General features: G+C 60.0%; 15 protein-coding genes. 7 read left to right on the top strand and 8 right to left on the bottom strand.

Annotated features, from left to right (window positions below):
- Window positions 1-73: 73 nt before the first annotated feature.
- Window positions 74-355 (top strand): DUF6124 family protein, encoded by a 282-nt coding sequence (locus HX855_RS33255; RefSeq protein ID WP_178948000.1) that lies wholly within the window; start codon window positions 74-76, stop codon window positions 353-355.
- A 39-nt stretch (window positions 356-394) separates the two neighbouring features.
- On the opposite strand, the gene HX855_RS10380 is transcribed toward HX855_RS33255, so the two are convergent.
- A complete protein-coding gene (locus HX855_RS10380) occupies window positions 395-988 on the bottom strand; it encodes a LysE family translocator (RefSeq protein ID WP_177089225.1) in 594 nt (197 codons plus the stop codon).
- A gap of 95 nt (window positions 989-1,083) precedes the next feature.
- On the opposite strand from HX855_RS10380, the gene HX855_RS10375 reads away from it, so the two are divergent.
- Together HX855_RS10375 and HX855_RS10370 are read left to right on the top strand one after the other, a co-directional pair.
- Entirely contained in the window at window positions 1,084-1,938 is an 855-nt protein-coding gene (locus tag HX855_RS10375; RefSeq protein ID WP_177089226.1) for a LysR family transcriptional regulator, read from the top strand.
- 139 nt (window positions 1,939-2,077) lie between these two features.
- Window positions 2,078-2,299, top strand: coding sequence for a hypothetical protein (locus HX855_RS10370; protein ID WP_177089227.1), 222 nt, complete (start codon window positions 2,078-2,080; stop codon window positions 2,297-2,299).
- Window positions 2,300-2,376: 77 nt separating this feature from the next.
- Here HX855_RS10370 and HX855_RS10365 read toward each other — a convergent pair whose 3' ends face one another.
- Window positions 2,377-3,015: a LysE family translocator gene (locus HX855_RS10365; protein ID WP_177089228.1), complete on the bottom strand. Its 639-nt coding sequence runs from the start codon at window positions 3,013-3,015 to the stop codon at window positions 2,377-2,379.
- Between the two features lie 103 nt (window positions 3,016-3,118).
- Window positions 3,119-4,306, bottom strand: a complete 1,188-nt coding sequence (locus tag HX855_RS10360) for an MFS transporter (RefSeq protein ID WP_177045626.1) — start codon at window positions 4,304-4,306, stop codon at window positions 3,119-3,121.
- Between the two features lie 490 nt (window positions 4,307-4,796).
- On the opposite strand from HX855_RS10360, the gene mqo reads away from it, so the two are divergent.
- Entirely contained in the window at window positions 4,797-6,443 is a 1,647-nt protein-coding gene (mqo, locus tag HX855_RS10355; protein ID WP_177089229.1) for a malate dehydrogenase (quinone), read from the top strand.
- An 89-nt stretch (window positions 6,444-6,532) separates the two neighbouring features.
- On the opposite strand, the gene HX855_RS10350 is transcribed toward mqo, so the two are convergent.
- Both HX855_RS10350 and HX855_RS10345 read right to left on the bottom strand, forming a co-directional pair.
- Window positions 6,533-9,460 carry an HD domain-containing phosphohydrolase gene (locus HX855_RS10350; protein ID WP_177089230.1) on the bottom strand — a complete coding sequence of 976 codons (2,928 nt, stop codon included), beginning with the start codon at window positions 9,458-9,460 and terminating at the stop codon, window positions 6,533-6,535.
- 98 nt (window positions 9,461-9,558) lie between these two features.
- Window positions 9,559-10,407 (bottom strand): LysR substrate-binding domain-containing protein, encoded by an 849-nt coding sequence (locus HX855_RS10345; RefSeq protein WP_177089231.1) that lies wholly within the window; start codon window positions 10,405-10,407, stop codon window positions 9,559-9,561.
- 97 nt (window positions 10,408-10,504) lie between these two features.
- Here HX855_RS10345 and HX855_RS10340 point away from each other — a divergent pair, with 97 nt between their 5' ends.
- Both HX855_RS10340 and HX855_RS10335 read left to right on the top strand, forming a co-directional pair.
- Window positions 10,505-11,404 (top strand): DMT family transporter, encoded by a 900-nt coding sequence (locus tag HX855_RS10340; protein ID WP_177089232.1) that lies wholly within the window; start codon window positions 10,505-10,507, stop codon window positions 11,402-11,404.
- 159 nt (window positions 11,405-11,563) lie between these two features.
- The gene (locus tag HX855_RS10335) at window positions 11,564-11,893 is read left to right on the top strand and encodes a YXWGXW repeat-containing protein (RefSeq protein ID WP_177089233.1); all 330 of its coding nucleotides are present in this window, start codon (window positions 11,564-11,566) and stop codon (window positions 11,891-11,893) included.
- A gap of 15 nt (window positions 11,894-11,908) precedes the next feature.
- On the opposite strand, the gene HX855_RS10330 is transcribed toward HX855_RS10335, so the two are convergent.
- The 3 genes from HX855_RS10330 to HX855_RS10320 all read right to left on the bottom strand — a co-directional run bounded on the left by HX855_RS10330 (window position 11,909) and on the right by HX855_RS10320 (window position 13,064).
- Entirely contained in the window at window positions 11,909-12,283 is a 375-nt protein-coding gene (locus HX855_RS10330; protein ID WP_177089321.1) for a hypothetical protein, read from the bottom strand.
- A gap of 74 nt (window positions 12,284-12,357) precedes the next feature.
- A complete protein-coding gene (locus HX855_RS10325) occupies window positions 12,358-12,753 on the bottom strand; it encodes a PIN domain-containing protein (protein WP_177089234.1) in 396 nt (131 codons plus the stop codon).
- Window positions 12,750-13,064 (bottom strand): AbrB/MazE/SpoVT family DNA-binding domain-containing protein, encoded by a 315-nt coding sequence (locus HX855_RS10320; protein WP_177089235.1) that lies wholly within the window; start codon window positions 13,062-13,064, stop codon window positions 12,750-12,752. Before HX855_RS10320 ends, HX855_RS10325 begins: the two co-directional genes overlap by 4 nt.
- Window positions 13,065-13,162: 98 nt before the next feature.
- On the opposite strand from HX855_RS10320, the gene HX855_RS10315 reads away from it, so the two are divergent.
- Complete coding sequence (locus HX855_RS10315) at window positions 13,163-13,555, top strand: RidA family protein (RefSeq protein ID WP_177089236.1); 393 nt, start codon at window positions 13,163-13,165, stop codon at window positions 13,553-13,555.
- Window position 13,556: the final 1 nt, after the last annotated feature.

The following is a 13,556-nucleotide window of genomic DNA, read 5'->3' as shown; positions in this document are numbered from 1 at the left end:
ACAAAATTTCTGACACCCCCCCTCAAATGCTGCCCCCACTGATGCCAAGCTTCAAGCGGCGGCCCAGCGCGCTATCCATCATTACTTGCCGTCATCTGATGACGACGCATCCGCCGAGCAACCAAGCAGCAATCTATTCCTCGTCAGCCCCGACATAGACACCGAAACCCTCCTAGCCAACGCCGCCGAAAACCTGGAATCCGTCAACCAAATGGCTGCAACCCTGGCTTTCGACCTCGATGAACCCCATCGCGCCATCGTCCTAGGCATCCAGCAGCTAATCGACCTGAGTGCTCTACTCGTTGACCGAGCCCTGGAGCAAGTCGCGCCTGCAACCAGCGCCGTCACAGCCTAACGCCTAACCCTGCCGCCTTACCCCAAGGCGGCAACCTCCTTAAAGCCAGATCGGCACAATAGACACCACCAGCAGCGCCCCCAGCATCCTGTTTAAAACACGCCATTGCCGTTCACTCTTCAACTGCCGTGAGAACGCCAGGCCGGCACCACACCACAACGTCAGCGAGCACATGGAGAACACGCCAAACACCAGGCTCAGCAGCAGGGCCAGTGATGCGGGCCCGTGTGTCAGCGAAGAGAATGAGGCGGCGGCGCTAAGCGTCATCGCCCAACCCTTGGGGTTTTGCAGGAGCATCCAGATGCCGGTGAGAAAACCTGCAGGCTTTTCGCTGACCGCCGCGCCGCCCGGTTTTCCGCGCTTTGCGATTTGCCAGGCGAGCCACAGCAGATATGCCGAGCCCACCAGTTTCATCCCCAATTGCAGCGATGGCGCCGCCAGGATCAGGCTGCCCAGGCCGCCCGCCGCCGCTACGGCCATGAGCGCCAAGCCAAACGAGATGCCCGCCAGTAATGGAAGGGAGCGCACCCAGCCGAAGTTTGCGCCGGAGGCTGTTGCCAGGGTGGTCGCGCCGCCCGGGCTGAAGGTGGCGACCATTACGAAGAGCAGAAGCGGGAGGATTGATCCGAACATGACGAGTTTCCTGAGGTGGTCTCGACTTAATAGCCTGTTGCCCGGTAGCATTAAAGCTAATGTTTATAATGATATAAATTAGGGTTGCTAATGCCATGCAGACACTCGACCTGGTACTCCTGCGCAGCTTCGTTGTGGTCGCTGAGCAACGCAGCATGACGGTGGCTGCCCAGCATCTGCATGTGAGCCAGGGAGCGGTCAGCCAACAGATCAGGCGATTGGAGGAGGTACTGGGCGGCACCTTGTTCGTACGTGACCGCCGGGGCATGCGCCTGGCGCCTCTCGGTGAGCGCTTGTTTACCAAGGCCCAGCAAATGCTCGCGCTCAATCAGCAGATTTGGGCGGACGTGAAGGGCAGCGCCCTCCAGGGGCGGGTGCGCCTGGGCGTGCCTTATGACCTTGCCGGCGAGTGGATTGCGCCAATACTCAAGGCGTTTGTCGAGGCGAATGGGCAGGTGGACTTGTCGCTCACTTGCGGCTCGTCGCTGGAGCTGAAAACCGGGGTCGGCAATGGCTCATTGGACCTGGCCATTATCGAAGAAGCGGCCGCTGGGGCCAGCGGTGAATGCCTGTCGATCGATCGTTTGGTATGGGTTGGCGCCAAGGGGGGGACGGCTTTCCTGAATACGCCGTTGGCGATCTCCCTGGTCGCCGAGACGTGTGCCTTTCGTGAGTCAGTGATCACGGCCCTGCAAGGTCAGGACCGACAATGGAAGATGGTCTTTGATAACGGCAACCTTGAGACAACACGCGCGATGGTGGGCAGCGATCTGGCGGTGTCGGTCTGGCTGAAGTCGGCAGTGCCCCCCGGTTTGGACGTGGTGCCTGCGCAGGCGCAGTTGCCGGAGTTGCCGCCGTTTGCGATTTCGCTGCTGAGATCAAAAGGGACGGCGAGTGCCGCCGCTGTGGAGCTTGTGCGGCATATTCATGAGCATCTTGATCAATTGTGAATGGGTGGGACCGGTTAAAAGGCGGCAGCCTGAACCCGCGCTGTCCTCCTGAAAAGTTTCATCATTCCCTGCGCCTTTGAGGTCTACGATCCTCGCTAAGAGAGGACGCCCGCACCTCCAGCCCACAGGGAACTGAAAAATGATCTCCAACCTCGTCAAAGTCGTGATGATTGCCGGCACGTTGCTGTTGAGCGCTTGTTCGACGGGCTCGTCGGACGCGAGCAGCGACCCTTGTTTTTCAGGGGGATGCCAGGCCTTTGGCGACCATAGCCCGGGCAAAGCCGCCAAGATGAATTTTGGGGGCAGTGGGCTGGGCAGTAGTTATGGGGAGTATGGTTCGGGCTTGATGCACGACGACTGATAGCGCGTGGGTCTGCTGCGCCGCCCGACGGGAGCAAGCTTCCCCGCCACAGGGGCGGGGAAGCATCGGAACAGTGATCAGACCTGAACGTGGCCCGAGCCGAGGATCAGTCGCAGCCCCAGCGCGCCCATGACCACGCCAGCCGTGCGGTCAAACCAATGCTTGGACCGCAGGTACAGCGCGCGCGGGCGTTCGGATGAGAAGGCCAGCGCAACCACGGTGTACCAACCGGCTTCGATGGCGAAGATCGCCGGCAGCAACACGGCAAATGTCCAGACTGGCGGATCGGCGGGCAAAAACGCCGCAAAAATACTCCCATACACAATCGCCGCTTTCGGATTGCTCAATTGAGTAACTGCCGCGAGGGAGAAGGATTTACGCGCGCTCTGTGGCCGGCCGTCGGTGGTGGTCGGCACTACGAGCGGGCTTTTGGCCGAGCGCCAGAGTTGTACGGCGAGCCACACCAGGTAGGCGCCGCCCAGTATTTTCAGAATCACGTACAGCCATTGCGCCTGGGCCAGCAGGGTTTGCAGGCCGAGCAGGCCCAGCCCGCCATACACCACACCACCCACGCCCATGCCCATGGCGGCCGCCAGTGCATCGCGGCGGGAGAGGGCGATGGCGGTACGGGTGACGAAGACGAAGCTGGGGCCAGGGCTGGCCGCGCCTACGGCGATAGCGCCGAGGATGCTGATGAGGGGGAGGGTGATGTCCATGGGGGCCCTTGTTTTTATAAGCGATGGAAGGGGGCCGGGTGGTCGGTCAACCAGCGGCCTATCCATAACATAACGGTTGCAGCCCCGTGTTTATTCCTCGGGTTCAGTGCCCGCCCTTCATACGCCGTGCGATCAGGTAGATGCCCAGGCCGACCAGCGCCGTAGCCGCGCCAATGTAGCCCGTGCTGGTCCACCCATAACCCGCCGTAATCGCCATCCCACCCAACCACGGCCCCAGCGCATTCGCCAGGTTGAATGCCGCGTGGTTGGACGCCGCCGCCAGGCTCGGCGCTTCATGAGCAATGTCCATCAAGCGGATTTGCAGCGGCGCGGCCATGGCGATCATGGTGCCGACCAGGCCGATGCCCAGCAGCACGCTCCACAGCGAACTCGCGGCGAAGGTGAAGAAAATCAGCACGGCCATCGACCACACCATGATCCAGCCCACGGCGCGAAATTGCAGGCGATCAAACAGTTTGCCGCCGGCGATGTTGCCGATGATGCCGCCTACGCCAAACGCGGCCAGACCGAATGGAATCCACTGCGGCGACACTTTGGTCACTTCGAGCATGGTCGGCGCCAGGTAGCTGAATACGCAGAACATCCCGGCAAACCCAATAGCGCCAATGGACAGCGCCATCCACACCTGGGGTTTGGTGAAGGCGCGCAGTTCTTTGCGCGGGTCGCTGCGGGGCTCGTCGTGGCGATCCGGTACGAACTGCCAGACCAACGCGATGGTGCACAGGGCAATCACGCTCACCAACGCAAACGCCGAGCGCCAACCCAAGTGCTGGCCGAGGAAGGTGGCGATGGGGTTGCCCAGCAGCATGGCCAGGGTCAGGCCCATCATCACCCGGGCCACGGCACCGGCGCGTTTGTCGTTGGGCACCATGCTCGAGGCCACCACGGCGGCAATGCCGAAGTACGCACCGTGGGGCAGGCCGCTGATAAAGCGGAAGGCCACGAGCGAGCCGAAGGTCGGGGTGAAGGCGGTGGCCAGGTTGCCCAAGGCGTACAGGCCCATCAGCAATAGGAGCATGTGTTTGCGCAGCAGTTTGGCGCCGAGGATGGCCAGCAGCGGGGCGCCAACCATCACGCCCAACGCGTAGGCGCTGATGGCGTGGCCGACCTGGGGTTCACTCAAATTCAAATTGTGAGCGATGTCAGGCATCAGGCCCATGATGGCGAATTCGCCGGTGCCGATCGCGAAGGCGCCCACGGCCATGGCAGCCTCCATCTTGGCGGCGCTGCGCGCGGGCAGCACGTGCCCGGGTGTTTGCTGGATAGTCATGGGTAACTCTGTATGGAGGAAGTGCACGAAGGACAGCCGCCGATGCTACGCAAGCAGCGACGAAGGTGTCTAGAACAGCCTTTTGCCATGGTGTTCAGTTTCATCAAGCGGCCTGTGACGCCACGTCGCGCCTGCCAGGCTTGACACTGGCGGGCTAAAACCCGCGATTTAGAGCTGTCAATTGGCCAAACAGCGCATACCGGCGGTTTGCCGTGATATTCTGCGCGCCGTCTTGGTCTAGTCTCTCTTCGGTGCGTACACCCGTATACGTCCCGGCGTTTGGCTGTCACCGAGGTAGCTGAAGCCAATAATGATAAGAAGTCAGCGCAGAAGGGACATAAAAGTGAGGTCGATGCATCGACCTTGTGTGCCCACCCTGCGGCCCTCATGAATGCGGAAACCTGCGGTGCGTTGCCTGACGCGGCGTGATTCAGGGTCTCCCACGATCAGGGGCAGTGGGGCGGATGGCGTTTTATCATAGGTGCTACTGATGTTTAAAAAAGTAAACACTGCCCTGCTGGGGCTGGCTTTGTCGATGGGGATCACCTCCGTTCACGCGGAAGAGGCAAAGAAAGTCGATGTGCTGCTGATCGGCGGCGGCATCATGAGTGCAACCCTGGGTGTGTGGCTCAATGAGCTGCAACCGGATTGGTCGATGGAGATGGTCGAGCGCCTGGATGGCGTGGCCGAAGAAAGCTCCAACGGCTGGAACAACGCCGGTACCGGCCACTCGGCCCTGGCTGAGCTGAACTACACTCCGGAAGACAAGAACGGCAACGTTGAGATCCCGAAAGCGGTCGAGATCAACGAAGCGTTCCAGATCTCCCGTCAGTTCTGGTCCTGGCAGGTTCAGCAGGGCGTCCTGAAGAACCCGCGTTCGTTCATCAACTCCACACCGCACATGAGCTTTGTGTGGGGCGATGACAACATCAAGTTCCTGAAGAAGCGTTACGAAGCGCTGCAAGCGAGCCCACTGTTCGCCGGCATGCAGTATTCCGAAGACCCGGTGCAGATCAAGAAATGGGTTCCGCTGATGATGGAAGGGCGTGACCCGAACCAGAAAATCGCGGCCACCTGGACCCCGATCGGTACGGACGTGAACTTCGGCGAGATCACCCGCCAGTTCGTCGCTCACCTGCAGACTACGCCGAAGTTCGACCTGAAACTGTCGAGCGAAGTGCAGGACATCACCAAGAACGCCGACGGTTCGTGGCGTGTCAGCTACAAAAACCTGAAAGACGGCACCAAGACCTCGACTGACGCCAAGTTCGTGTTCATCGGCGCGGGCGGCGGTGCACTGCACCTGCTGCAGAAGTCGGGCATTCCTGAAGCCAAGGAATACGCCGGTTTCCCTGTGGGCGGTTCGTTCCTGGTCACCGATAACCCAACGATTGCCGAGCAGCACCTGGCCAAGGCCTACGGTAAAGCTTCCGTTGGCGCCCCGCCGATGTCGGTTCCGCACCTGGACACCCGCGTACTGGATGGCAAGCGTGTGATTCTGTTTGGCCCATTCGCCACCTTCTCGACCAAGTTCCTGAAAGAAGGCTCGTACCTGGACCTGCTGACCAGCACCACCACCCACAACATCTGGCCAATGACCAAAGTCGGTATCCGCGAATACCCGCTGGTCGAGTACCTCGCCGGCCAACTGATGCTGTCGGATGACGACCGCTTCAAGGCGCTGCAAGAGTACTTCCCGAACGCCAAGAAAGAAGACTGGCGCCTGTGGCAAGCCGGTCAGCGTGTGCAGATCATCAAGCGTGACGAAGAGCAGGGCGGCGTCCTGAAACTCGGTACCGAAGTGGTCAGCTCCGCCGACAACTCCATTGCAGGCCTGTTGGGTGCATCGCCAGGCGCGTCCACCGCGGCCCCGATCATGCTGACCGTGCTGCAGAAAGTGTTCAAGGATCAGGTCGCAACCCCGGCCTGGCAGGAAAAGCTGCACCAGATCGTGCCTAGCTACGGCACCAAGCTGAACGACAGCCCTGAAGCTGTGGCTAAAGAATGGGCCTACACCGCCAACATTCTGCAGCTGACGCCTCCGCCAGCGATTCCGCAGCTGACTGCGCCTAAAGCCACCGAGGCTGTCAAGCCTGCGGCTGAGCCGAGCAAGCCAGCTTCTGACCTCGCACTGTAAGACATTGGGTGGGGCCTGATTCAGGACCCATCCCCTGTAAAAAGCCCGCTGAACCGGTAACGGTCAGCGGGCTTTTTGTTGGCTGCCGATTAAGCGTCCTCCGTCCGGTTCGCGTCCAGGTACGGCTGAATATCCACCGCATCAATCAACTCGTCGGGCAGGTAGCGCCGGGCGTATTCAAGGTAGATGCCCGAGCGCAAGAACAGGTCGAAGATCTCCGGATCGATATGCTGGTCCTTTTTCATGAAACCCATGATCTTGATGGCCTCCGACAACGTCTTGCCCTTTTTATAAGGCCGGTCGGCGGCCGTCAGTGCCTCGAAGATATCCGCGATCCCCATCATCCGCGCCGGCCAGCTCATTTGCTCGCGGGTGAGGCGTTTCGGGTAGCCGTTGCCGTCCATTTTTTCATGGTGGCCGCCGGCTATTTCCGGCACTTGCTGGAGGTGGCGGGGGAACGGCAGCTTTTCCAGCATGCTGATGGTCTGGATGATGTGTTCGTTGATCTTGTAGCGCTCTTCTTCGGTCAGGGTGCCGCGGCTGATACACAGGTTGTAAAGCTCCCCGCGGTTGTAGAGGTGTTCCGGGACCTTGACCTTGAAACCGTAGGGATTGTCGTCACCCAGGCTGTCGTGGCGGCTGCGCGGGAACAAGTGGTCGGGACGGTCTGCCAGCAACGGCTCCATGACGGGAAGCGGTGCCTCGGCCGAGTGTTGCTTACGGGCACTTTCATCGTTGGAAATGCCGATACGATCCGACAGGGTGCGCCGCCACATGTAGTTGGCCAGTTGCTGCAGGCGCTCAACGCGGTCCGGTGCCATGAACTCTGCGCCGATATTGCACTGGGCGACAAAGGCGAAATCGTCATCCAGTTGCGCGAGTTTTTCAGTCAGTTCGGTTTGCAATGTTTCGGCTACTCCGCCGGCGGCGATAGCCTTCCAGTAGTCGAGTTCGGCGTCGCGCTTGAGCACTTCGAAACGCATGCGAATCTCATGAATGCGGTCGTACAGCGTTTCCAGTTTGGTGGCTTTGTCCACCACATATTCAGGCGTGGTGACTTTGCCGCAGTCGTGCAGCCAGGCGGCGATATGCAGCGCTTCCCACTGCTCCTCGTTGAGCGCGAAATCCTTGAACGGCCCGTCGTTCTCAGCGCAGGCCGCATGGGCGAGCATCTTGGTCAACTCGGGTACGCGCTGGCAGTGGCCGCCGGTATAAGGGCTCTTGGCATCGATCGCGCCGGCAATCAGTTGGATAAACGACTCCAGTAGGGTCTTCTGCTCGTCGATCAGGCGCTGGGTGTTCAGGGCGATGGCCGCCGTACTCGACAAGGCTTCCACGAACGCCATAAGCGAGGGCGTCAGCCGGCGCTCGTGCTCATCCACCAGCAAGACCAGTGCACCCAGTAACAGGCCACTGCGGTCTTTCAACGGCAGGGCCCAAAGGGTCATTGACGTTTGGATGTCCGGCAGAAATCCGAAGCAGGTCGTGAGTTTCTCCCGGGTTAACAATTCGGGCTTGGCCTGTGGCGCGTTGAGTGCGAGCACTAACGGATGAGTCGGGTGATCGGCCAGCTCAATCGGGTCTTCGCCGGTGGTTTCCCGCAGTTCATTGCCCCAACGTACCCGTGCCACGTTCAGGTGAGTGGCATTGGCGTCGGCGAGATAGATCAAGCCGCCTTTGGCGCCGGTGGTTTCCTGCATTTCCATCAGCAAACGCGCCAGCAGGTTCTGGAAGTTAGTCTCGCTGGACAGCACTCTCGACAGTTCGAGAAAGTGCTGGATGGTGGACTTCATACTGCCCATGGCATGCGCCAGGTCGATGACTTCCGCGATGTTGGATTTAACGTCAGTGGAGGCTTCAAAGTTGAATTGCTCTATCTGCCTGGCTTGACGGGTCAACGCCGCCAACGGCCGGGACGCCGCACGGGACATGAGCAGGGCCACAAGGATGCCCACCACGAGAAACCCCAGGGAAATAAACAAACCGTGATTGCGAGTGGCAATGGCATCGGCCATCAGCTCCCGATACGGCGTTGTCATCCATAACGAAAGGTTTTCCGTGTCTGCCAGCGGCAGTTCAACCCGCATGCCTTGCCATTCGCCGTCGCGGGTGCTGAGGCTCAACTGGGTATCGTGTTGTGTGGAGGCTGCCGCCACAAATTGTTGCGTCATTGGCAGACTCAGTTCATCAAGGCGCGCCAGGCGATTTTCGCCATTACCGGTGGCTATCAACCGCGAGCCTTTTTCAGAGCTGATCACTTCGTTTTTAGGGTTGAGCAGGGTCAGGTGGGAACCTGGGGTTATTTTGCTCGATAGCAGCAGGTTGTCGATGGAGTGCAAGCGGATATCCACACCTGCGACCCCAGTACCGTTTTGCGTGAGCTGGGCAAAACTGACACCCACGTCCTGGCTTCCAAAAAACGGGTAGGGCGATGTGACAAACAGCTTTCCTGCGGCCTTCGCGCCGGTGTACCAACTGCGTGTACGGGGATCGAACTGATTGGTGGGGTCAGCCCGGCGTTCCATAACCGACAGGTCGGCGTTCAAGTACAGAAACTCGCTGACGCGTTTGCCCTCGTGCGCCTGGATGCTCTGCAGGGTCCAGGCGGTGCCCGCTGGCGGTGCAAACTGAGGGTCGGGCGTCGGGTTTTCATCGCCCCGGAACAGCATGAAAAAGTCGCCGGTGGCGTATCCCATGTAAACACCCCGGACCGCCGGCTGTTTTTTCAGCATCGTCACCAGAAACGGGAGGCTGTCGAGGCGTGCTTCCAGCGTGGTGGCGCTCATCAGGCGTTGCTGTGACAGCAGTTGAACGGTGAGTTCGGCGGGGCCATACAAGCCCTGTAACTCTTTAAGGGTGAGTTGCCCGGCGATCTCAAAGCGCAGGCGCGCTTCATCGGCCATGAACCGCTTGGTCTGCAGGAATTGATAGCTGAGGTTGATGAGTGCAAAGAGCAGCAGCAACCCGACGAACAGGTAGGAAATGTGCACGTAAAGAGGGACGCGACGAGATGGCATTTTGCAGCAACCCTTCGAGATGGCTCGTCGTGTGACTATAGGTCGTATTCGCGGGGCAAGCAGTGCCTTGGGTGTGTAGGTATCACGCGCTTTCTGCCCTAGCTGCTGAAGCCGGCCTTGACCTGCTCGTACAGGTGTAACGCCAGCAGGTTGCTGCTATCACCAAGCAAATACAGGTGATGCACCGGCAACGGCGGCAATTGCGCCTCGGCGATCACCCGCGTCAATCCTTTGCCCATCCGGTTTTCCTCCATCAGACCTACGGCCATTCCGCTGCGGATACACGCTTCAACCGCGGGCGAACTCGCGCTTTCCAGTAGTACCCGATAGTAAGTGCCGTGCTCTTTCAGCGCCCGAATGGCCGCTGCGCGATAAGGGCAACCGGACAGTTGCACGGCAATCGGCAGCGGTGCCTGCGGTGGATAGCGGAAGTGCTCGGCGGCGACCCACAGCGGTTGGATGTGCCCCAGGCGCTCGCCTTGCTCCAAGGGCTGGGCGCTGACAATCAAGGCCAGGTCCAGCTGCTTGCTGCTGAACAAGGTGAGCAGTTCGCCACTGGAGCGCGCTTCCACCTCCAGTTCCAGCAGCGGGTTGTCGGCCACGAGGCGGGGCAGAAAGTCCTGCATGAAGTCGGGCGCGTACGAATCGGGCAAACCCAGGCGGATCTTGCCCTGCATGCGTTGCGGCGTCAGGGAGGCCAGCAAGCGGTCGTGGCTCTTGAGGAACTCGGTGGTTTCACCCAGCAGTTTCCTGCCGTACAAGGTCAGCTCAACCCCCTGGTTGCTGCGGCTGAACAGGCGTTGGCCGACTTGCTCTTCGAGCTTTTGAATCTGTGTGGTCACGGTCGAGGCACTGCGGTGCACGTGATTGGCTGCTTCGTTGAACCGTTGAAAGCGGGCCACCGCGTGGAAGGTGCGCAACAGATCGATATTCAGTTGTTTGCTCATGATTCCACTTTTCAGGATTAGTGGTGCGAGTTATTCAAATATACAGAATCATGCGCGGTGCTTAGCCTTTCGGTCAATCAAGCGAACCGGAGGCTCAATGAAACGATCGACCTTAGGGCTGCTGCTGTTACAGGGGGTGTTTGTGCTGTCGTGGAGCTCGGGCTTTATCGGCGCGAAACTGGCAGCCCAGAGTGATGGTGTGTTCAATGTCCTGTTCTGGCGCTTTCTGCTGGTGTCGCTGTGCCTGGCGTTGTTTTTGAACGTGCGGCTGCTGAAGGTTTCCTGGGCCCGGATCCGCCATCACGCGGTGATCGGTTTCCTCTCGCAATTTCTGTATTTGAGTTGCGTCTACGTGGCCATCCAGAACGGCTTGCCGCCGGGAATTGCGGCGATCATCGCCGCGTTGCAGCCGTTGATGACGGCGGCGTTGTCATCGGGCAGCGTGGCCGAGCGCAGTAGCGGTTGGCAGTGGCTGGGGTTGATGATCGGGTTTGCCGGCGTGTCGATTGTTATCGCAGGGCAATACCGCAACAGCGGGGCCGACGTAGGGCTGGTGATGTACGTGCTGCCCTTGGTGTCGGCGCTCGGCCTGACGGTGGCCACGCTGTATGAGCGCCGGTCGGCCCAGGCTCAGTCCGCCGACCTTGGCCTGGCGTTGTTTATCCAGTCATTGCTGACCTTGATCGGCTTCGCAGCGGCCGTGCTGTACACCGATACGTTGAGCATTCCCCGGGCTCCCGGCGTGTGGATCTCGATCCTTTGGCTGACGGTGTTTTCGACCTTCCTGGCTTACCTGAGTCTGTGGATGTTGCTGCGGGTCATGAGCGCCACCCACGTGGCGGCCCTGGTGTACCTGGAGCCACCCGTGACACTGGTGTGGGCCGCACTGATGTTTGGCGACGTGATTTATGCATCCACCTATCTAGGGATCGCCGTGGTGGTGGCAGGCCTGATTCTGGTCCGCCTGAAACAGCCGGCCATCGTGTGTGCCTCTTGAAAAAGTCAGTTTTTCTTTACCTACCGTCCACCCGTGGGTTCAGCAACCTGACAGTTGGCACCTGTTAAAAAGTCTTATAGCCAAGCAGGAGCTCGGCTGGAACAAGGGGGCATTTTTTTACCGGTGTAAACGCTGGGCGGTGACGCCCGAGGATTCTGTATGTTGGTACGTTATGCGGCATTGGCGGCTTTGGTCGTCGCGGCTTCCGGGTGTGTAGAGGAGCGGGTCGTGCATGATCGACGACCGGTGCAGCGTGAATACGTAGAAGTCGTCGCGCCGCAACCGCCGCCGGTGCAGGTCATCGAGGTGGAGCCCGAAGGGCGGCCAGGTTACCTGTGGTCGCGGGGTTACTGGCGTTGGGAAGGCGGGCGTTATGTGGCGGTTCACGGCCACTGGGAGCCGGAGCGCCCGGGTTATCGCTACGTGCATCCCCACTGGGTGCAGCGCAATGACGGCTATCACTGGCAGGGCGGCGGTTGGGTTCGCTGACCGTATTCCCGTGACTTAAATCGGCTTCTTCGTACCCAGAAGCCGAACTTCCCTGAGCAGCGCCGCGCCCAATTGGCCGGTGCCCAGCTCCTTGTAACCCACTGCTTTGACATCGCCGTTCTCTTCCGCCTGGATGAGGATCACCGGTGTTTCCTTGCCCGTGGCTTCGTCGACATGCACCGCGTATTGCGGGATAGCCAGCTTGATCGGCGTGCCTGCCGCCTGGCCTTTTACATTGATCAGAAATGCTGCGCAGCCGGTATCCACATCCTGGCTGGTGGCGGAGCGGCCGCTGACGAAGCAGGTGGAGGGCAGGTCGGGCCAGGTGATGGCTTCGGCGAGGGTCAGTGGGGACGTTAATGCCAGGCCGGCGAGAAGAAGCGTGCGCACGTTGGTCGTATCTCTGGATAAGGTCGGTAACGGCATTTTCTACCAAAGCCTGAAGGCTGCTGCAACGCGACGTCTCAGGTCAGACGCCGCATGCCTGTAGCCTTGGCCGCGTTGGCGTCAAATGTCGCTGTATATTCGCACCCCGCTGCGTGGGCGCAGCGTTCAATCAGGCAGTCGGCGAAATCGGCTTTGGTGCTTGTGAATCGTCGGAGTGCCTGCCAGATAACTTCGGCGTGCTCTACCGTCAGTTCCCGGGTGCGAAGCAGCGTCTCCAGGACCGCAACCACGTCACTCTTGGCCGACTGGTAGCTGGATTGGAGGACCCATACCAACTCCACCACAGAAACCAGGCTGACAAAACCCGGCGAGGCAGTGGTGAGGGACTCGATCAGTCTGGAGGCCTTTGGCGATTGAACGGGATCATCCTGGGTGACATAGCGCACCAGCACATTGGTATCCAGCCCGATCATCGTGCTTTTGCCCCCTGCGCGGCGATGGCCAGGTTCATTTCTTCGATGCTGACGGGCTTGGCGGGTTTGCGGATCAGCCCTTTGAGGTCCAGCACGGTTTTGCTGGCCGCGATGATCGCAAACTTGCCCTCTTCCATTTCGACAAATTCGACCCGGTCGCCAGTGTCCAGCCCAAGTGCGGTCCGGACTTGAACAGGGATGGTGATTTGTCCTTTTGATGTGAGTGTGGCGGTCGCCATGTTGAAAGCCTCTCTCGTGATACTCCTTACCTTAGGGTAAGGAATAGTGGAGGGCAAGATCCATTGGTCCATAGGTTACTCATCTGGCATGGGTGGGTCGGAACAGGTAAAACGATAGTCCGAACTTTTCCCGTCGACACTTCTGAAACCAGCCTTAAGAGATACAACATATGACCGACCGCCACCTCATCATCCCCACCGCCATGCAACCCATCGTCGAGCGCGCCGGCTATGTGCCGGCCGTCAAAGTCGGCAAGACGTTGTACTGCGCAGGCCAGGTCGGCCGCACGGAAAACCTGGAGGTCATCACCGACCCCGAGGCGCAATTCGTCGCTGCCTGGGAGAGCCTGCGGCAGGTATTGGAGGCGGGAGGGTGTACCTTCGAGGACGTGGTCGACATGACCACCTACCACGTGAACCTGAGCGAACACATGGCGGTTTTCCGTGAAGTGAAAAACCGCCTGTTCCCCCGAGGGTTGTGCGCCTGGACCGTCATTGGCGTATCAGAACTGGCCAACCCGGGCTTGCTGCTGGAGATCAAGTGCGTCGCGGTTCAGCGCTGAC

It is taken from the genome of Pseudomonas sp. IPO3778 (assembly GCF_013386825.1).
In the GTDB taxonomy this organism is placed as follows: domain Bacteria; phylum Pseudomonadota; class Gammaproteobacteria; order Pseudomonadales; family Pseudomonadaceae; genus Aquipseudomonas.
This window is presented reverse-complemented; position numbering and strand designations above follow the sequence as displayed.

Excerpts from the sequence above, each read along its gene's own strand:
- HX855_RS10340 (WP_177089232.1), top strand. The coding sequence starts at position 10,505 with ATGAAACGATCGACCTTAGGGCTGCTGCTGTTACAGGGGGTGTTTGTG.
- HX855_RS10320 (WP_177089235.1), bottom strand. The coding sequence starts at position 13,064 with ATGGACCAATGGATCTTGCCCTCCACTATTCCTTACCCTAAGGTAAGG.
- HX855_RS10315 (WP_177089236.1), top strand. The coding sequence starts at position 13,163 with ATGACCGACCGCCACCTCATCATCCCCACCGCCATGCAACCCATCGTC.
- HX855_RS10375 (WP_177089226.1), top strand. The coding sequence starts at position 1,084 with ATGCAGACACTCGACCTGGTACTCCTGCGCAGCTTCGTTGTGGTCGCT.
- mqo (WP_177089229.1), top strand. The coding sequence starts at position 4,797 with ATGTTTAAAAAAGTAAACACTGCCCTGCTGGGGCTGGCTTTGTCGATG.
- HX855_RS10360 (WP_177045626.1), bottom strand. The coding sequence starts at position 4,306 with ATGACTATCCAGCAAACACCCGGGCACGTGCTGCCCGCGCGCAGCGCC.
- HX855_RS10325 (WP_177089234.1), bottom strand. The coding sequence starts at position 12,753 with ATGATCGGGCTGGATACCAATGTGCTGGTGCGCTATGTCACCCAGGAT.
- HX855_RS10380 (WP_177089225.1), bottom strand. The coding sequence starts at position 988 with ATGTTCGGATCAATCCTCCCGCTTCTGCTCTTCGTAATGGTCGCCACC.
- HX855_RS10350 (WP_177089230.1), bottom strand. The coding sequence starts at position 9,460 with ATGCCATCTCGTCGCGTCCCTCTTTACGTGCACATTTCCTACCTGTTC.
- HX855_RS10335 (WP_177089233.1), top strand. The coding sequence starts at position 11,564 with ATGTTGGTACGTTATGCGGCATTGGCGGCTTTGGTCGTCGCGGCTTCC.
- HX855_RS10370 (WP_177089227.1), top strand. The coding sequence starts at position 2,078 with ATGATCTCCAACCTCGTCAAAGTCGTGATGATTGCCGGCACGTTGCTG.
- HX855_RS10365 (WP_177089228.1), bottom strand. The coding sequence starts at position 3,015 with ATGGACATCACCCTCCCCCTCATCAGCATCCTCGGCGCTATCGCCGTA.
- HX855_RS10345 (WP_177089231.1), bottom strand. The coding sequence starts at position 10,407 with ATGAGCAAACAACTGAATATCGATCTGTTGCGCACCTTCCACGCGGTG.